The sequence below is a fragment of the Steroidobacter sp. genome, assembly GCF_036406195.1.
Classification (GTDB): Bacteria; Pseudomonadota; Gammaproteobacteria; order Steroidobacterales; family Steroidobacteraceae; genus Steroidobacter.
The window spans coordinates 114760-133431 of the sequence record NZ_DASWVW010000025.1 but is presented as its reverse complement, the minus strand read 5'-3'; the positions used below and the strand labels follow the sequence as shown (position 1 = coordinate 133431).

Here is an 18672-nt window from a genome sequence, read left to right as displayed (position 1 = left end):
TCAGCTCTTGGCCGGAATGCGCACGCTGCCGGCGACTCGCTCGTAGAGGATGTTGCCGCTGCTGTCGTTGACGACAGTGAAATTGCCGCCGACCTGCGACACGTTGATGTCACCGGAGCTGTCGTTGCCGATGCGCACGTCGAGCTTCACGTCATGAATGGTGATGTCGCCCGAGCTGTCGGTGAGGACTTCGGCATTGCCGGTCACCTTGGCGATGGCGATGTCCCCGGAGCCGTCGCTGATGATCTTCACGTCGCCACGCACGTCCTCGATGTCGATGCCGCCCGAGCTGTCCTCGACCTGCACCATGCCGGCCACGCTGATCACGCGGATTTCGCCGGAGCTGTCGTCTATCGCCAGGCTGCCGTTGATGTTCTTCAGGAGCAGGTCGCCCGAGCCGTCTACGATGCGCGTGGTGCCCACGTCGCTCAATTCCACGTCGCCGCTGGTGTCCGTGACATCCAGCTCGGCAGTGCGCGGTACTGTGATATCCAGGTCCAGCGAGCTGTACTTGCCGAACTTGAACATGTCGCGCATGCCTTCGCCGATCACTACTGTCAAATAAATGGTGTCGTTCTCGCGGCGGCTTTCCAGCGCGATCTTGCTCAGCAGGCGCTCGGAGGAGGCGCAGGCTTTGCCCGTGGCTTTGACACCGGCGCCCGTATCGCCATGCACCTTGAGCGAGCCAGCCTCGGCTTTGATTACCACTTTCCTGACGGGGCCGGGGAAATTGGCCGCCCGGTCGGAGCTGAACTTGCAATCTTCCGCCGCGGCCGCAGCCACCACTGCGCTCAGCACGACCCCAGTCAACCACTGGGCCACAACCTTGTTCATGAACGACTTCCTGTTATACGAATAAGTAAAACCAGACACCCGCGAGCGCCATTTCATGCGATGGCTGTAGCGCGTGCTCGCAGGAGCCGCCACCACGGCCCCGCGAAAAAGGGGGTCAAAGATAGGGCCAGATCAGCCGCCGTGCAAAATTTTACGAAGAGCGGTCGTCAGCAGCCGACGCTGCATCGTTTGGGACAGCCCAGTCGCGTTTTCCAGTCCCATGCGTGCGAGATGCGGCTGCAGCGACGGCTCCGGCGTGCCATTGAGCAGTGCATCCAGCATGGTGCGAATCCGGCCGGGCCAGGTGGCCGTGGCCGTCTGCAGGGAGCGCAGCGCCTTGGCCAGGACCACTTCCTCGGCGGTGAAATCCGTGCCGAACGGCAACTCATCAAACAAGCCGCGTTCCCGCCAGGGCGCAAGTTGCTTCGCCAGCTGCTCGGGTGTATTGGCGCGCGCCGCTTCCGGAATGTGCCAGTTTTTTGGCAGCTTGCCGGCGCGCTTGGCGTCCGCGACCAGGGTTGACTGAAAGCGGGCATCCATGATGCCGATCAGCGCCTCGACGATTTCGCGGTCGGTGCGGCCGCGCAGATCGGCGATTCCATATTCGGTTACAACGATGTCCCGCAGGTGCCGCGGTACCGTCGCGTGACCATAGGACCAGACGACGTTGGATGTCGTTCGGCCACCGGCGTTGCGTGTTGCGCGCAGGCACAGAATCGAGCGTGCTTCGGGCAGCGCGTGCGCCATGGCGACAAAGTTATATTGACCGCCCACTCCGCTGACGACGCGGCCATCCGTAAGCGCATCGGACACGGCGGCGCCCAGGCCGGTGACCATCATGGTCGTGTTGACGAATCGCGCATAGCGGCGCTGCGCGAATTTCAGCTCCCATTCGTGACCGTACAGCTCGTTGATGAAGCTGATGCCGCGCATGGCGAACATCTTGCGCTGAACGGCGGGCAGGTTGCGCAAGGCCGCGTAGAAATCTTTCGGGCCGAAGAAAAAGCCCGCGTCGGCCAGCACGCCATTGCGTAACGTATCTCCAAGGCAATGCTGGGCGATCTGTGCGCGCTGCTCGGGATCGGAGAAGGTCGCGTGTAGCTGTTGTCCGTCCGGCGTAATGAGCACGCCGCGGTCGTATTCGACGTCGTCGCGAAACAGGCCCACTTCGCGAAATTCCTGGAAATCGGCATACGACATGCGGCTCATGCCTGCCTCGACCAGCGCCTCCAGCGTGCGCAGGCTGACGCGCTCATCGATGTGCCCATCGTCGAGCAGCCGCTGCAGCTTGGCGCTGGGGTACACGCGCCGTTTCAGAATGCCGTTGCGATACAGATCCAGAAAACCATCGGCCAGCATTTCCGTGCAGCCATACAGGCCCCGCTCGAAGGGCGCCGTGCCGCCCTCGCTTTCGATCAAACGGCGGTGTCGCGCCAGCAGTCCGGTGGACTCGATGATTTCCCGATACAGGGCCGGCTGCTGCTGACGTAGCTGCAAGGCGTAGCAGATGCCGTCGCCAAGCTCGCCGATGCCCAGCTGCAGCGTGCCGCCGTCGCGAATCAGCGTGCTGACGTTCAGCGCGATGGCGTGCTCCGTGATCGCGACCGGCATGTTCGGTGGACTGAACAACGCCGTGCCCGGATCCTTCACCAGGAAATCGAAGGTATCGGCGGTGACCAGCGCGTCGCCATACATGAACGGCATGTCGCTATGAACCTGACCGATCAACGTGAACGGCTGGCCGTTGCCACCGGCGCGCATGGCGGCAATCTGCGGCAGCAGATCGGCGGTCATGTCGGCGTTGGAACCGAGGCTCAGCAAGCCTGGGGCTTCAGCGGGCGGCGGCGCTGCGACTTGCTGCGCGATCACGTTGAGGCCCCGGCGCAATGCATCCCGGGCCACGTGCGTGTAGTTGCTGCTGAGGTAATGCTGCTGCAGATGTTCGTTGTGCAGCCATGCGCCGGGTTCCAGATAGAACTCCAGTACCTCGATGTTTGCTGGCAGCTCGCGACGCTCGATGAGGCGCAGGTAGTCGAGCTCCGGGTAGTTCCCGAACACTCGCCGCGAGAAAGGTTCGATGAAGCGGCGTTGCAGGTCGCTGCTGCCCTTGGGGGCGCGCAGCGAGAGCGCCGTGATGATCGTGAGCTTCAGACTCCGGTCGGCGAGGGCGCGGGCCACGAAGGCGTTGACCAGTGTGTTGGGCTTGCCGATCGCGACCGGCAAGCCCATGACCACGTGCTTGCCGACGCGGCTGAGCGTGGCCTCGACGCAATCCTCGGGCGTGGTAAATCGAAGCGAAGCAGCGGCGGACATCGGCGTCGGTCAGCCGGTGCCCAAGGCGGTCAGCAGCGCGAGGGTCGACAGCGCTGCTGTCATGAAGCGCCTTTCAGGCGCAACGCGAAGCGCACCTGCACGTCGTTGCCGACGGTGGAAGTGTCCTTCCATTCGCCCTGACCCACGCCGAAATCCAGGCGTTTGATTTTCGCCAAGCCCTTCAGCCACGCCTCGCCGCCCTTGGTCTCGAACGTGAACTCGATGGGCACGGGCTTGGTGATATCGCGCAGCGTGAGCTGGCCGGTGGCCGAGTATTTGTTGCCGCCCTTGTCGGTGAACCTGTCGGCAACGTACCGCGCGCTCGGGAAGCGCTTCACGTCGAACAGGTCGGCGCTGCGGATGGTGTCGTCGCGCTCGTCGTCCTGCGTATTCACCGAGGCCGTGTCGATCTTCACGTCGAAGCGGCTGGCGGCCAGATCCTTGGGATCGAAACGGATGTCGGCGGTGAACTCGTCGAACGAGCCTTCGAATTGCGCGCCGGCCTGCTCGCCGACGAAAGTCAGTTTGCTTTCCTTCGGTTGCATGCTCCACTGCGAGGCGGCCAGGGCCAGCATGGCGGCCAGGCCGGCGCTCAAGCCCACCACCAGCCGCGCGGCGAGCCGACGAGTGGCGGCGAAGTTGCTGCGATCCGATTTCATGCTCATCTGGGTCGATCCGTGTTCTGTTGCAGTTTGACGGGCAGCATGCGGCGAAGCACGTTGTCCTTGTCGATGAAGTGATGCTTGAGCGCGGCCGCGACGTGCAGCAGTGCCAGGCTGAACAGCGTTAGTGCCAGCGCTTGGTGCGTTTCGTGCAGCAGCTCGTAGGCCGCCTTACTCGGTGCGATGAAATCCGGCAGGGTCACCAGGCCGAACCAGCTGACAGGAAAGTTTCGCGCGGACGACATGAGCCAGCCGACGACGGGTGTGATCAACAGCAACGCGTACAGGCCGATGTGCGAGATGCGCGCCGCGATCCGCTGCCAGCGCGGAATGTCGGCGGGTTCCGCCGGCACCGGGTTGAGCCAGCGCCAGATCAGCCGCAGCAGGGTCAGCCCGAGAATGGTGATGCCGAAGGATTTGTGCTGGGCCAGGACCTGGATCTTGGCGATGCCCCGCGGCAGCTCATCGGCCCGGCTGGCCAGAACGAACTGCACTATGATGAGGACCACAATGGTCCAGTGAAATAACTGTGCGACGACGCCGTAGCGCGATTCGTCGTTCTTCAGTTGCATCACTTCGACCCCTGGCACGTAGAGCTCACAGTGTAAGCGATTCGCGCGGCGGGGCCACGCGAGCTTTCAGCGAACTGCAAATCTGACACAGTGCGAGCCTCCCAATGTCCATGCAAATGAGTCGAACAGTGCTCGGTTTCGCCAGCCGCACCGGGGTCCTGTTGCTGCTCTGTCTCGGACTTACCGCTTGCCCGCGGCCCGTGCAACGGCCGTTGCCCACGCCCAGCGTGCCTCCTCCACCGACCCCGGCCGAGCCTGCGCCGCTGCCCTCGGAAGAGGGCGCAACGATATATGAAATCGACCCGCGGGCGTCGGTCCTGCACATTCACGTATTCCGCGGCGGTACCTTCGCCCGGCTCGGCCACAACCACGTGGTGAGCAGCAGATCGGTGACCGGACGTGTCTGGATGCGGCAACAGTTTTCGAGATCCGGTTTCGAGCTGTCGTTCCCGGTCGAGGAGCTCAGCGTCGACGACCCGGAGGCACGGCGGGCTGCGGGCGATGATTTTCCGCCCGAGATTCCGGCAGCCGACAAGGAGGGCACGCGCAAGAACATGCTGCGCAAGGAGGTGCTGGATGCGGAGAACTATCCCAAGATCACGGTGCAGGCGGCGGCGATCTCCGGCTCCATACAAGCGCCGAACATCACCGCGAGCATCACCATCAAGGACGCGACTCGCGTGGTGGTGGTTCCGGCCCGCATCACGGTCAGCGGTGCGAAGCTGACCGCCAGTGGTGAGTTCAACGTCAAGCAGACCGACTTCGGCATGAAGCCATTCAGCGTGGCCCTGGGTGCCCTGGAGGTTCAGGACCAGCTGCGCATCGTTTTCGATCTGACAGCAGTGCAACGCTGAAGCAGGACCTGCGAGGCGGGACATGCGAGGCGGGACCGGGTGGCCCCGCCTCGTCGTGATCATCGAGCTCGGTCTAGTGCGTGCCCAGCAATTCGTCGGCCAGGCCCTTCGCGCCATAGACATCCCTGAGCGCCGTGATGATGATGGCCGGGTGCACGGCGACCGTCCGGTTCATCTCGGGGTCGTACCAGAAGTTGCCGGCGAGCGAATGAATGTTGCCATCGAAGGCCAGGCCCACCACGCGGCCCTGGCTGTCCACCAGCGGGCTGCCGGAGTTGCCGCCGACGATGTCGTTGGTGGTGACGAAGTTGAATGGCGTGCTCATATCCAGCCTGTCGCGAGCGTCCAGCCATTTCTGCGGCAGGCGGAAAGGATCCTTGCCCGTGGCCCGTTCGTAGAGGCGTGACAGCCTGGTGAAAGGTTCGACCGGCTGTCCCTTCTCCACCCAGCCTGCGACGGCGCCATAGCTCAGTCGCAGCGTGAAGGTCGCGTCCGGATAGGTGTTGGTGCCGTACACGGCGAAGCGAGCCTTGGCGATGCGCTCCTGAGCGGACGCAACCGGCGCCTGCACTTCGTCTTCATAGATCTTACGAACGGCGCGTGCTTCATCGTCGATCTCGCGCGCCAGCACGATCATCGGATCGGTGGAAGCTTCCACCGCGGCGACGCCGCCTTCCCACAGTGTCTTGCGAACGGCCGGATCGCTCAGCTTGCTCTCGGTGACCAGTTTCGCGGCCAGCGAATCGGGCGATTCCTGGCTCAGCAACTTGCGCACCACGGCGTTGTCGGGGCCGAGCGCTTCGCGCAGCTTGTCCAGCGAGAACGACAGCGTGACCTGTTCGAAATCGGGATAGATCGGCGTGGTCGCGAGCAGGCCCGATGCGATCTTCGGCAGATTCGAATCCGCATATTCACGCAACCGTTGCTCATTGCCCTTGCTGCGCTCGGCCGCCCCGCGCACCAGCTGGCGCGCATGATTGAACAACTTGCTATTGAAGCCGGCGCCGGCCTCCAGATACAGATAGCGATCGTAGATCTGGCGATAACGTTCCTGCGCGGTCGCTGCGTCGTTCCATGCATCGCCGACTACGTCGGCAAGTTTCGGATCGGTCTTCACGCGCTCGCGCAGCTCGCGTTCCTGTACGGTCTTGCGTGCGAACAGACTGTCGTCGAGCAGCGCCGTCTGGAAGCCGCGATTTACCTTCAGCGAATTCTCCACGTTTTGCAGATAGGGGCTGACGATGCGCTCGGGCTCCGCGCCCGTCTTGCCCCATTGAATCAGCCGTCCGCGCAATTCGGAGTTGCGCACGAGATAGGAGGGCACCGAGACCTCGCGCTGGAACCGCAACTGCTCGACGGTGAGCAAGCGGCTCGTGTTGCCGGGATGGCCCGCGACGAAGGTCACTTCACCGGCCTTCGGACCCTCCTGGCGCCAGCTCAGATGATTGGGCGTGCGCGCCGGCTTGCCCTTGTCATAGACGCGCATGAGGCTGAAATCCAGGCTCCAGCGCGGGAAATTGAAATTGTCCGGATCGCCGCCGAAGGCGCCGATGGCGTGCTCGGGCGCGAACACCAGGCGCACGTCGTCATAGCGGCGGTACTTGTACAGGTAATACTGGCCGCCCTGATACAACGTGACCGACTCGCAGGCGAGTGGACCGCCGGGGCGCCTCTTGGCACTTTCGGTGCAGGCCGCTTCGAGCTTGCTCAGCGCCTGCTTGCGTGCCTCATTGGCCTTCGCGTCGGCGAGGCCGGTCGTAGCGGCGTTGACTTTCGCCGTGACGTTTTCCGATTCCACCAGCACGGAAAGCATCTGCGTCGGGCACTTTTTCTCTTCGGCGCGAGTGCTGGCGTTGAAGCCATCGTCGACGTAGTTCGCTGTGCTGCTGGACAGCTGGGACAGGCAGGACATGGCGCAATGATGATTGGTGAGCACCAGGCCGTCGGGCGACACGAACGAGCCGGTGCAGCCGCTCTCGAAGCGCGTGATCGAGCGCTGCAGCTTGTCCAGCCAGGGCTTGGGCAGCGACGTGTGGTACTTCTCCTGGATTGCGGCTTGCGGGACGTTGTCGAAGGTCCACATGCCTTCGTCGGCCAGCGCCGCGGTGGCGAGCAGCGCCGCGCATGCGGCGGCCAGGCTTCGTAACATTCGATGTCTCCTAGATCGTCATTCTTCTGACTGTAGCAGCAGTAGCCTCGTTCCTTCCGGCGCCACCAGGATGGCATTGCACGATTCGTCGAGACTATCGGGCATTTCGTCGGAAAGCCGGCAACCGCGTTCTTTCAATCGCGCCAGGCGCTCGCGCATGTCCCGGTCTTCGAAGGTGAGCACCGGCTGGCGAAAGGCGCGTGAACGATACAACGCCAGGTTGAGATGGTCACTGGTGATAGCGGTGCGGGCGAATGGCTCCGGCTGCTCGTCCCAAGCCACGAAGCCGAGCGCTTCCCAGAAATGGCGCATCGGTGCCTGCTCGCGCGCGGGCAAGCCATACTCGCTGAAGTAGCCGCAGGTCGTTGCCGGGTGCGTTTCGAACTGGGGTGGCGAAAAAGTGCGCGCCTCGACCACGTTCACGCATTGACCGGAGGGATCGCGAAAGCTGGCGCGGTTGAACACCTCGTTGCCCAGCTGCAGATCTTCCAGCTCGATGCCCATGTCCTCCAGTTGCTCGATGCCACGCATCAGGCGCGGCATGACGAACGTCAGCGCCGGGGAGGTCATGCCCTGGCCATGCAGTCCAAGAAACAACCGGCCGTCAGTGACCACGGCATAGGGATAGGGAAATGCCTCGCCGACCGGCGCCTGCACGAAGCCCAACGATTCATAGAACGCCAGCGACTCGCGAATCTCCGGCGCATGCACGCTGATTTCCAGGAAGCGGCCGAACATCAACGCTGCGCACCGCTGCTTGCGGCCGGTGCCGCTGCGTGCCTTGCCGACGACGAAGGTTCACCCCAGCCTTGCATATGTCGCTCGATCAGTCTGGTCAGCGCGCTGACATGCGCGTCGCCGGCATTCAGGGCCGGAATATAGTCATACGCCTCGCCGCCCGCTTCGAGAAACAACTGGCGATTGCGAAGTGCGATCTCTTCCAGCGTTTCCAGGCAGTCGGTGGCAAAGCCCGGACACACCAGCGTGATGCGCTTCGGTCCGCTGCGTGCGTACTCGAGCAGGCGCTGGTCCGTGTAGGGGCGCAGCCATTCCTCGCGCCCCACCTGGGATTGAAAGCTCACGCTCCACTGCGTGTCATCGAGCGACAGGCGCTCCGCGATCAGGCGCGCGCTGGTCATGTTCTGGCTGTAGTACGGATCGCCGGCCTCGACGTAGCGCTTTGGGATGCCATGAAAGGAAAACAGCAGGTGCCGCTTTTCGTGCGTGCGCCAGTGCTGTTCGATGTTGGCAGCCACTGCATCGATATAGCCGCTGTCGTCATGATAGTCACCGATGAATCGCAGCTCTGGAACCCAGCGCCAACGCTGCAGCTGGCGCATCACGCGGTCGAACACCGATGCGGTGGTCGTGCCGGAATACTGCGGATAGAGCGGCAGGACGACAATGCGCCGTGCGCCCTGGCGCCGCAGCTCTTCGAGTGCGTCGGGAATGGAAGGCGAGCCATAGCTCATGCCCAATGCGACCGCGGCATTCCACTTGGGTTGGAGCGCGCCTGCAATTCGCTTCGCAAGCGCCGCGCTATGGACCAGCAGCGGCGAGCCTTCCGGTGTCCAGATTTGCCGGTAGGCGTGCGAGCTCTTCGACGGGCGGATTCGCAGGATCACCCCGTGCAGAGCCAGCCACCAAAGCCAGCGCGGCGCTTCGACCACCCGAGGGTCCCACAGGAATTCGGCGAGAAACCGGCGCACCGGCGTGGGCTCGGGACCGTCGGGCGTGCCGAGGTTGACCAGCAGCACGCCAATGCGAGGAGTCCCGCCGTGTTGGTCCGAAGAATTGCCGAGGTAGTCGCGCATGGGGCGCAAGTCTAATGACCCCGGCGGGCTGCCGCCCAACAGTCACTGTCAATCGCGACGGTAGACCAACATGGTCGCATGGCGGTTCTGTTCAGGCAGCCGCGCGAGTCACGCTTGCGCTGTGAGGGTAAGTCCCTCGATTTGTCGCTATACCTTTTAGGATATGCGTGCGTGTGATTAGGGACGCCTTCACAAGGATCCGCATGGTCGGGGCATGCAACCGGGCAGGGATGCCCTCCTTCTAAATTTTACAATCAAGTCACTGGTAGCCAGGTCAGCGGGGCGCCGCCGACCCTCCCTCTCCAACCGATTGCTCGAAGTGTTGCGATTCATTACTGCCCCCTCCCCGGGATCGCAGCACTTCGCGCAGTGGACCGACCGCCAGCTTAACTTATTCTGGTGCCGGTCCGGACGGCGGTCGGCAGCGTCGTAATTGACGCTGCCGATCGCCCTTTTAAATTGGCTCGGAGGCGGCGGGGTACATCCATGTACCCCGCCGGTGGTTCTCGCCGCCGCAGGTTCGGTTCAGCGCTCGACGATGGCCGTCACTCCCATGCCGCCGGCGGTGCAGATCGAGATCAGGCCGCGACCGCCGCCGCGCTGGGCGAGCTGTTTGGCAAGGGTGGCGAGGATGCGGGAGCCGGTGGCGGCGAAGGGGTGGCCGATGGCCACGCTGCCGCCCTTCAGATTCATCTTGCCGCGATCGATGCTGCCCAGAGGCTCGCTCAAGCCGAGCCGCTCGCGGCAGAACTCCGGCGACTCCCACGCCTTGAGCGTGCACAGCACCTGCGCTTCGAAGGCCTCGTGAATCTCGTAGATGTCGAAATCCTGCAGCTTGATCTTCGCGTCAGCCAGCATGCGGGGCACTGCATAGGCAGGCGCCATCAGTAGTCCTTCCTTCTGCACGAAATCCACCGCCGCGTACTTTCCATAGGTGAGATAGGCGAGCACGGGCAGGTCGCGCGCTTTGGCCCAATCTTCGCTGGCCAGTAGTACGGCGGCCGAGCCATCGGTCATCGGCGTGGAGTTGCCCGCGGTCAACGTGCCATTGGTCGCGAATGAAGGCTTGAGCCTGGCGAGCTTCTCGAGCGAGGTATCGCGGCGAATATTGTTGTCCTGTTTCAGCCCGCGGAAGGGCACGACCAGGTCTTCGTAGAAACCTTCCTCCCACGCCGCCGCGGCCTTGCGATGACTTTCGTATGCCAGCTGATCCTGCTCGACCCGAGGGATCTGCCAGGTCTGCGCCATCGTCTCGCAATGCTGGCCCATGGACATGCCGGTTCTCGGCTCGCTGACACCGGGCAACTGCGGCTTCAGGAAGCTCGGACGAAAGCTTGCCCAAGGCGCAAGGCGTTCGCCGAGCGAGCGGCCCCGCGCGCTGCGCAGAAGCATCTTGCGGTAGCCCGTCGGATAGACGATGGGCACGTCGCTGGCGGTATCGACACCGGCCGCGATTGCGGAATCGATCTGGCCGGTCGCGATTTTCAGGCCGAGCACGATGGCCGTATCCAGACTGGTGCCGCAGGCGCGCTGCAGATCGAAAGCCGGCGTTTCCGGCGCCAGGCCGCTATCGAGCACGCTTTCGCGCGTCAGATTGAAATCCCGGGAATGCTTGAGCACGGCGCCGGCACCTACGTCGCCGAGCACCTCGCCGCGTAGATTGAATCGATCCACCAGCCCCTGTAGCGATGCGGTGAGCATCTCCTGGTTGCTGGCTTCGGCATACACACCCATGGAACGCGCGAAGGGAATGCGCGTGCCGCCGATGATGGCGACGCGTCGGACCGAAGAACCTACGAGCATAGCGGCTCCATTGCGCGAGGCGAGGGAGGACGAGCATGCCAGCCCTGCTCACGCGAGCATAGTTGGGATCGCGTTCGTGTTGGCCCTTGCGACTGTGTTGGCGTGACGGCGGAAAGTCCTTACGCTGTGCGGCCGCGATCCGTAAGCGCCACACCTGCAATTCCCGCCGTCACCGGCGGCAACATCGACCATGACTCTAACCCGTCGCGACCGCCTGGTCGTGGACGCCCGAGCTATTGTTGCGCTCGGCGGACCGTTGCTAGGCAATAACCTCTCGATCACCGGCATGGCGTTCGCCGATACGGTGATGGCGGGCCAGCTCGGCGCGGTCGACCTGGGCGGCCTGGCGATCGGTGCGGCCAGCTTCAACCTTTTCATGTTCCTGGGTTTCGGCTTGCTGATGGCGACCTCGCCGTCGGTCGCGCATGCCTTCGGCGCTAACGACGCGCGCAAGGTCACGGCTTATGCCCGCCAGTCATGGTGGCTGGTGCTCGGCCTTGCAGTCCTGTTGTTCACGGGGATGCGGCAGGCCGACTGGTTCCTGCCTGCGATCGGCATTTCCGAGGATGTGCTGCCGGTCGCGGTCGGTTACGTGCACGCCATCAGCTGGGGCATGCCCGCTCTGCTGGCGTACTTTTCACTGCGCTACACCAGCGAGGGATTGGGGCGCACCAAACCCATCATGTTCACGGGGTTCCTGGGTCTCACCGTGAACGTCATCGGCAACTGGATCTTCATGTACGGCAAGCTCGGCGCGCCGGCCTTGGGCGCCGTGGGCTGCGGCGTGGCCACCGCGATTTCCCTGTGGCTGATGTTTTTCGCGTTGTTACTACACGTGCGGACGCATCGTGCCTATCGGCCGTTCGATTTTTTCGCGCGCATCGATCCGCCGAACTGGCCGGTGCTGGCAGAGTTGACGCGTATCGGAGCGCCGATCGCCGGCAGCATTCTTGCGGAGGGCGGCTTGTTCGTGGCGGCGGCGTTGATGATGGGCGGCATGGGTGCTGTCACCGCGGCTGGCCACCAGATTGCGCTGAACTACGCCGCTTTCATGTTCATGGTGCCGTTGGCTATCAGCTCGGCAACGACCATTCACGTGGGCCACACGCTTGGGCGTGGTGATGTCGCCGGCGCGCGCGATGTTGGTTGGATCGGCATCGGGATGTGCGCCATCGTCATGACGATCTCGGCCATCGTGATTCTGTTGTGCAACGATCAGATCGCGGCCTTGTATACGCGCGATGTGCCGGTTCGCGAGCTTGCGGCCACGCTGTTGTTGATGGCCGCGTTGTTTCAATTCTCCGACGGCGTGCAGGTGGGCGCAGCGGGCGCGCTACGCGGCTTCAAGGACACGACCATTCCGATGGCGTTGTGTGTGTTTTCGTATTGGGTGGTTGGGTTCACCTTCGCCTATTACTTCGGCGTGTACCGCGGCGAAGGGCCCGTGCTGGTGTGGATCGGCCTGAACGTCGGCTTGACCATCAGCGCGGTGCTGCTGGTCGCTCGCTATCAGCTGGTGACAAAGACGCGACTCGGCGCAGCGGTTCAGCGGCCGATATAAGAGCCGCGCTGCGGATCGTTGTAGCCGTAGCCGAGCGTTTCGACTTCCTCGACGAGGCCATCGACGAAGCGCACCCGGCGCATCAGCTTGTTCGGGCCGAAGTTGTAGGTCCAGGTTTCCACCGGGATTTCCACCAGCCCGTCACCGAAATAAACAATGCGGCCGCTGACGGTGTAGTGGGGGCGCCGCAGAATCGTGCGCGTCTGCACGTCGGCAGGCTCACCGCAGAAGGCTCGCACTTCGGCGCGCGTATCCCCGTCGCGGAGCAAGCGGCCGCCGCAACGCAAGCCATCGGCATGCGCTGGCATGGCCATCGCCACCGCAATGAGCGTCAATCCGATGAGGGGTGAAATACGCATGAGATCACTATGCCTCGCGGCTGGTGAATTGCAAATGAATTGTCTGTAAGCCGAATGTCATCTCTTCAGATCGCACCATGAATGCCCGAGACGAATGCCCGAGACGCTGTTCACAGCCGTCCTTCGATGCAATTTCGATACAGCTGAACGAAATCCGCGACCGTCATCGGTACCGGGTTGCCGCCGGTGGAGGGGTCGTCGAACGCCTGCTGTGCAAACGCCTCTGCATGCTCTGGTGTAACGCCCAACTCGGCCAAAGTGTCCGGCACGCCGATGCTGTCTCGCAGCTCCAGGATCCAGTCCAGCACGCCCGTGAAGGACTGCTGCTTGAGATTCAGGAAAGCGCCGAGCCGTTGCATCTTTTCGCTCAGCGCCGGACGGTTCCATGACAGCACATAAGGCATGACCACGGCATTGGTCAGCCCGTGGTGTGTGTTCAGGTTGGCCGAGCAGGGATGGCTGAGGCTATGCATCGCGCCGAGACCTTTCTGAAACGCGGTAGCACCCATCAACGATGCGGCCATCATGTGAGAGCGAGCTTCGATATCGCTGCCGTCCTTCACCGCAGTAGGCAGCCAATCGTGGATCAAGCGCATGCCTTCCAGCGCGATGCCTTCCGCCAACGGATGATACGAAGGGGAACAGTACGCTTCAAGATTGTGAGATAGCGCGTCCATGCCCACTGCCGCGGTGACCGCTGCAGGCAAACCCAGGGTGAGCTCCGGATCGGCAATCACTATCTCGGGCAGCATCTTCGGATGAAAGATGATCTTCTTGATGTGGTCACGCGTATCGGTAATCACAGACGCGCGTCCAACTTCCGAGCCCGTGCCCGATGTGGTGGGTACCGCGACGGTAGGGGCCATGCCGGCGACATTCACACGCGTATACCAATCTTCGCGATCCTCGAAGTCCCAGATCGGGCGTGTCTGTCCCACCATCAAGGCCACGGCCTTGCCCGTGTCCAGCGCGCTGCCGCCGCCGCAAGCGATGACGCCGTCATGCGAGCCGCGCTTGTATGCTGTAACGCCATTCGTGACGTTGGACTCCACCGGATTCGCCTGCACGTCGCTGAACACTTCGCACGCCAGGCCCGCGGCTCGACACGCAGCGACAGCGCTCTCGATCATCGGCAGTTTGGCGAGGGCCGGATCGGTGACGAGCAGCGGACGTCGCATGCCCAGTGTCTTGCAGGCAGCGGGCAGCTCGGTAATGCGGCCCGGACCGAAGCGCACCGCGGTGGGATAATTCCAGTTGGCGCGCAACGAAGCCATGACGCTCTCCCTCGAGCGAACTGGTTGGATGACGAACTCTCTCATGCTGCCTGCCAGGCTGACTTTCAGGTGCGCGTGCGCAAGTGAAACGACTTGGGCCGCGTGAGATGTTCATAGCCCACCACCGACAACGTGCAGCCGCGCCCCGAATTCTTGACTCCGACCCACGCGAGCGCCGGATCGAGATGGTCGCAGCGATTCATGAACCACGTGCCCGTGTCGATGCGGTCGCCGATCGACAGCGCTGCTTGCTGGTCGCGGGTCCAGATCGCCGCAGTCAGGCCGTACCGAGTGTCGTTCATGAGCGCGATCGCCTGTTCATCCGAGCTCACCTTCATCAGACCGGCGACCGGGCCGAAAATTTCCTCGCGCATCACCAGCATCGAGTGATCGACATCCAGCAGCACCTGCGGCGCGAGATATGGTGTCCCCGGTTTGCTGACAGGAAACACCGATTCGTCGATGGCTGGCCTGGCGCCCGCCTGAATCGATGCAGCGATCTGCTGACGGATCGTGTCGGCGGCAGCGGTGCGCACGACGGGACCGAGGGTGGTGCTCTCGTCCAGCGGGTTGCCGAGCACGTATTTGCGCGTGAGATCGATGAAGCCCTCTACGAATGGGTCATAGATGCGCTCGTGCACGTAGATTCTTTGCAGTCCACAACAGGATTGGCCGCTGTTGAAGTAGGCGCCGTCGACGACGTTCTCGATAGCATGCGCTATATCGGCGTCGTGTCTCACATACACCGGATCGCAGCCGCCGAGCTCCAGTCCCACGCCGATGAAGCGTTCCGAAGCAGCACGTTGCACGGCATGCCCGCCGGCCACCGAGCCGGTGAACGCGACGAAGTCGATGCGCGGGTCGCGAATCACTTTGTCCGTGTCGGCATGGGTGAGGTGCAGAGTCTGGAACACGCCCTCCGGCAGGCCGGCCTTGCTCAGGCAACTGGCGAAGCGTTCGGCGCACAACGGCGTCTGCGCCGAATGTTTCAGGATGACGGCATTGCCGGCCATCAACGCAGGGACAACGCTATTGACCGCGATGAGATAAGGATAATTCCAGGCCGCTATGGTCAGTACCACTCCAAGCGGCTCGCGGCGGATGAAACGAGTGAAGTGCTCCTTCGGGCCCGCGTCGATGTCGGCCAGCGCCTGGGGCGCGATGGCGATCATGTGCCGTGCTCGCTCCAAGGTGCCGTTCACTTCGTTGGGCGAGTAGCGAATCGGGCGACCCATCTGCCAGGTCAGCTCGCGGGCAATCTCGTCGCGCTGGCTTGCGAATTCGGCGCAGAACCTGGTGAGGGTCCTGGCGCGCTCTTCGACAGAAGTGTTGCGCCACGCGCGCTGCGCAGTGCGAGCGCGATCGAGGGTTTCGTCAATGACCGCCGGCGTCGCCCATTCCAGCTCGACGTACACGCTGCCATCGATTGGGCTGATCGTCTTTTGCATGGGATCGTCGTGGCGAGTTGCGAAAACTCTCTGACCATTCACCAGTCATCAGTCACAAGTCACTTCGAAGGTAGTCAAATGATCTCGAAGTAACGTGCGAGCTCCCAATCCGTGATGTGCTTGCGGAACTCGCGTTCTTCCCACTCGCGAGTGGCCGCGAAGTGCTCGACGAAAGCGTCGCCGAAATACTCGCGCGCCATGCGTGATTGTTTCAAACGCTGGGCTGCGTCCCACAGGGTGCGCGGTAGCGCCAGGTCCTCGGGAAACTCGTGATCGTAGGCATTGCCTTCGACCAGCGGCTGCGGCTCGATGCGATGCTCGATGCCCCACAACCCCGACGCCAACGCAGCGGCAAGCACGATGTATGGATTCGCATCCGCCGCCGCCACCCGGTACTCGACGCGCTGTGACTTCGCGCTGCCTGGAATGACGCGCAGGGCACAGGTGCGATTCTCGATACCGACGCTCGAGTCCGTCGGTGCCCAGAAGCCGGGGATCAGGCGTGTATAGGAATTGATCGTCGGCGCCACCATCGCCAGCAGCTCCGGCATGAGCCGCTGCTGTCCGCCGATGAAATGGCGCATGGTCTGACTCATCTGATGCGCCTGGCCGGGATCGTGGAACACCGGAAGGCCGCTGCTGTCCTCGAGCGACAGATGAATGTGTCCGCTCTGGCCCGGCCAGTCGTGCGACCACTTGGCCATGAAGGTGGCCATCATGTCGTTACGCTGGGCGAGCACTTTGATGAAGGTCTTGAACAGCGCGGCCTTGTCGGCCGACGCCAGTGCCTCGTCGAAGGCGATCGCCGCTTCGATCACGCCCGGGCCGGTTTCCTCGTGCAGGCCTTCGATGCCGAAGTCCATGGCTTCGCAGGTCGCCAGCATCTCGCGATAAAAGTCGGAGGCGGTGGAGTTGCGAATCACCGAGTAGCCGAACCAGCCAGGCGCCATGGGCTGCAAATTCCTGTAGTGCTTGGCGCGAATCGACTCGGGCGTCTCGTCGAAAAAGAACACTTCGTATTCGAAGCCGGCGTAGGGTCGAAAGCCGAGTCTGGCGGCCTTCTCGATCACGCGGCGGAGCACACCGCGCGGACAGACCTGCTCGGCCGCGCCGCTGAACTCGCTCAGGAACAGCACGTTATCGCCTTCGAACGGCAGCGGCCGGCACGTTTCCGGAAGGATGCGCACCGGCGCATCGGGATAGCCCGTGTGCCAGCCGGTGAATTTCACGTTGTCGTACAGCTGATCCTGGCAATCCCAGCCGAGCACGACATCACAGAAGCCATAGCCGCTTTCCAGCGCCGAGATGAACTTGGCGCGCGACATGTATTTGCCGCGCATGATGCCATCGAGATCGAACACGCCGACTTTGACGTGCGACAGATTGCGCTGCTCGACGATGGCTTTGGCATCTGCGGCGCTCTTCACCTGACGAGGTTCGATCATGGGCGCGGGTCCCTCATGACGCGGTGTCGATCTTGGCGGTGCCGTATCCTTCGCGCTCCGGATGGCCATGCTGGCCGCCGGTGAGCGCGAACTCCTCCTCCGGCGAGAGCACCAGTTGGTGGCGGCCCACCAGCGCGAAATAAATCAATCCCGCAACATACCAGGTCAGCGCCGAATAAACGCCGGCGCGATACACCGGATCCTGCAATTGGAAATACAACGTCACCAGCGCAATGAGCACGGTGGCCGTGGCGCCTGGAATGCCCAACGGGCTGCGATAGGGCCGCTCGATGTTCGGCATGTTCCGGCGCAACAGGATGAACGACGCTCCCTGCAGTGCATATGAAATCATCGCTCCGAACACCGCCATGTTCAGCAGCGTGGCGCCGATGACCGAGCCACCTTTTTCCGCGCCCAGCGAGAACCACACTGTGAGAATCACCGCGAGGCCGATGGATGCGCCGGTGAACAACGCAATGTGCGGCGTCTTGCGCGAGCCGTGCGTGAGTGACATCACTGCCGGGTAGTAACCCGCGCGAGACAGGGAATAGATCTGCCGGCCGAAAGCGAAAATGATGGTGTGGAAACTGGCGATCAAACCGACCACCGCGAGCAACGACAACAGCTTCGCAATGTCGCCGGCGTAGATCACGCGAAAGCCGTCGAGGAGTGGCTCGGCCGAGGTTCCGAGCGCATAGGCGCCATGCAGCTTGCCGGCTTCGGGCGAGCCGATGGACGCGTTCAGCAGCATGATCATCAATGCCGAGAACATCAGTGTGAAGATGCCGAAGATCAGGCCCTTGGGCATGTCCTGTTTCGGATCGACGGATTCCTCCGCGGCCAGCGGCAACTCTTCGATGGCGAGGAACAGCCAGACCGCGAAGGGTAGCGCGGCGAGCACGCCCGTCCAGCCGAATGGCAGGAAGCTGCCGCCACCTTGAGGCAGCTCCATGACCTTGCCGTCGGGGCCCACGGCGATGTTCAACGCCCAGCGCGAGAAATCCGCGTGCGGAATGGCGCTGATCCAGAACACCACCAGCACCATCAGCGCCAGCACGGTGACCACCACGGAGATCTTGAACGAAAGCTCGACTCCCGCGTAGTTCAACGACACGAACAGCAGATAACAGCCGATCCACCACAACGGCTGGAACGCGGCCGGAGTTTCGAAGATGCCGGTGAGGTAGGAGCCGATGAAGAATACGATCACCGCCGGCGTCATGATGTATTCGATACTTTCGGCCAGGCCGGTGATGAAGCCGCCCCACGGCCCCATGGCGCTGCGTGCGAACGAATATGCGCCGCCGGTGTGCGGCAGGGCCGGCGACATTTCCGCCAGGCTGAAGATCAGGCCCAGGTACATGATGGCGATGATGATGGCGGCGATGAACAGCCCGCCCCAGCCGCCGGCGCCGATGCCGAGATTCCAGCCGGAGAAATGGCCCGAGATGACGGCGCCCACGCCCAGCGCCCACAGCGACCACACCCTGGCGTGGCGTCGCAGGCCGCGCTTTGCGAAATAATCCTTGCCGGCGTTCTGGTAGGTCACGCCACCCAGCGTCTTCCTGTCTGTCATGCGATTCT

Annotated in this window: 15 protein-coding genes; 2 read left to right on the top strand and 13 right to left on the bottom strand. The window is 63.0% G+C overall.

Features of this window, described 5'->3' with window-relative positions:
* The 4 genes from VGE08_RS11320 to VGE08_RS11305 form a co-directional block, all read right to left on the bottom strand.
* Positions 1–834 (bottom strand): DUF4097 family beta strand repeat-containing protein, encoded by an 834-nt coding sequence (locus VGE08_RS11320; protein ID WP_331067990.1) that lies wholly within the window; start codon positions 832–834, stop codon positions 1–3.
* A 132-nt stretch (positions 835–966) separates the two neighbouring features.
* Positions 967–3147 carry an acetyl-CoA hydrolase/transferase C-terminal domain-containing protein gene (locus VGE08_RS11315; protein ID WP_331067989.1) on the bottom strand — a complete coding sequence of 727 codons (2181 nt, stop codon included), beginning with the start codon at positions 3145–3147 and terminating at the stop codon, positions 967–969.
* 59 nt (positions 3148–3206) lie between these two features.
* Positions 3207–3812 (bottom strand): YceI family protein, encoded by a 606-nt coding sequence (locus tag VGE08_RS11310; protein WP_331067988.1) that lies wholly within the window; start codon positions 3810–3812, stop codon positions 3207–3209.
* Positions 3809–4381, bottom strand: a complete 573-nt coding sequence (locus VGE08_RS11305; RefSeq protein ID WP_331067987.1) for a cytochrome b — start codon at positions 4379–4381, stop codon at positions 3809–3811. The genes VGE08_RS11310 and VGE08_RS11305 overlap by 4 nt, the downstream gene beginning before the upstream one ends.
* 116 nt (positions 4382–4497) lie before the next feature.
* On the opposite strand from VGE08_RS11305, the gene VGE08_RS11300 reads away from it, so the two are divergent.
* Positions 4498–5235 (top strand): YceI family protein, encoded by a 738-nt coding sequence (locus tag VGE08_RS11300; protein ID WP_331067986.1) that lies wholly within the window; start codon positions 4498–4500, stop codon positions 5233–5235.
* 73 nt (positions 5236–5308) lie between these two features.
* Here the strand turns inward: VGE08_RS11300 and VGE08_RS11295 are convergent, their stop codons facing one another.
* From VGE08_RS11295 to VGE08_RS11280, 4 genes are all read right to left on the bottom strand, one after another.
* A complete protein-coding gene (locus VGE08_RS11295; protein ID WP_331067985.1) occupies positions 5309–7384 on the bottom strand; it encodes a S46 family peptidase in 2076 nt (691 codons plus the stop codon).
* An 18-nt stretch (positions 7385–7402) separates the two neighbouring features.
* Complete coding sequence (locus tag VGE08_RS11290; protein ID WP_331067984.1) at positions 7403–8122, bottom strand: hypothetical protein; 720 nt, start codon at positions 8120–8122, stop codon at positions 7403–7405.
* The gene (hemH, locus tag VGE08_RS11285; protein ID WP_331067983.1) at positions 8122–9198 is read right to left on the bottom strand and encodes a ferrochelatase; all 1077 of its coding nucleotides are present in this window, start codon (positions 9196–9198) and stop codon (positions 8122–8124) included. Before hemH ends, VGE08_RS11290 begins: the two co-directional genes overlap by 1 nt.
* Positions 9199–9723: 525 nt before the next feature.
* Positions 9724–11001 (bottom strand): acetyl-CoA C-acetyltransferase, encoded by a 1278-nt coding sequence (locus VGE08_RS11280; RefSeq protein ID WP_331067982.1) that lies wholly within the window; start codon positions 10999–11001, stop codon positions 9724–9726.
* Between the two features lie 190 nt (positions 11002–11191).
* On the opposite strand from VGE08_RS11280, the gene VGE08_RS11275 reads away from it, so the two are divergent.
* The gene (locus tag VGE08_RS11275; RefSeq protein ID WP_331067981.1) at positions 11192–12562 is read left to right on the top strand and encodes an MATE family efflux transporter; all 1371 of its coding nucleotides are present in this window, start codon (positions 11192–11194) and stop codon (positions 12560–12562) included.
* On the opposite strand, the gene VGE08_RS11270 is transcribed toward VGE08_RS11275, so the two are convergent.
* From VGE08_RS11270 to VGE08_RS11250, 5 genes are all read right to left on the bottom strand, one after another.
* Entirely contained in the window at positions 12547–12921 is a 375-nt protein-coding gene (locus VGE08_RS11270) for a DUF2845 domain-containing protein (protein ID WP_331067980.1), read from the bottom strand. The genes VGE08_RS11275 and VGE08_RS11270 overlap by 16 nt on opposite strands.
* A 110-nt stretch (positions 12922–13031) precedes the next feature.
* Positions 13032–14195: an iron-containing alcohol dehydrogenase gene (locus tag VGE08_RS11265; protein WP_331067979.1), complete on the bottom strand. Its 1164-nt coding sequence runs from the start codon at positions 14193–14195 to the stop codon at positions 13032–13034.
* Between the two features lie 65 nt (positions 14196–14260).
* Positions 14261–15643, bottom strand: coding sequence for an aldehyde dehydrogenase family protein (locus VGE08_RS11260; RefSeq protein WP_331067978.1), 1383 nt, complete (start codon positions 15641–15643; stop codon positions 14261–14263).
* Between the two features lie 74 nt (positions 15644–15717).
* Positions 15718–17088 carry a glutamine synthetase gene (locus VGE08_RS11255; protein ID WP_331067977.1) on the bottom strand — a complete coding sequence of 457 codons (1371 nt, stop codon included), beginning with the start codon at positions 17086–17088 and terminating at the stop codon, positions 15718–15720.
* Positions 17089–17101: 13 nt separating this feature from the next.
* On the bottom strand, positions 17102–18664 hold the full coding sequence (locus VGE08_RS11250; protein ID WP_331067976.1) for an amino acid permease: 1563 nt from the start codon (positions 18662–18664) through the stop codon (positions 17102–17104).
* Positions 18665–18672 lie beyond the last annotated feature (8 nt).